The sequence below is a fragment of the Salinarimonas soli genome, from assembly GCF_008386575.1.
Lineage (GTDB): Bacteria > Pseudomonadota > Alphaproteobacteria > Rhizobiales > Beijerinckiaceae > Salinarimonas_A > Salinarimonas_A soli.
Map to the genome: position 1 here is coordinate 1 of NZ_VUOA01000182.1, position 207 is coordinate 207.

Annotated in this window: 1 protein-coding gene; it reads right to left on the bottom strand. The window is 65.7% G+C overall.

Annotated features, from left to right (window positions below; all coding sequences use genetic code 11):
- Positions 1-207: hypothetical protein (locus tag F0L46_RS26460; protein ID WP_188312161.1), on the bottom strand; the 207-nt coding region annotated here is incomplete at both ends.

Below are 207 nucleotides of genomic sequence, written 5' to 3' on the forward strand. Positions count from 1 at the left end.
CGACATAACCGCGGCGGCGGTGTCCTCGTAACCACCCATGCCGGCGCCGAGGGCGTCGGCGATCTCGCCCTGCATGTCCCGGGCGGCATCAGCAGACAGGCCGAAACTGTTCTGGATGTCGACGCGGGACTGCGCCAAATCCTCATTAAACTTGCCGAACGCCGTCGCCGCACCAGTAGCCGCACTCGCAATACCCGCCACCAGAGC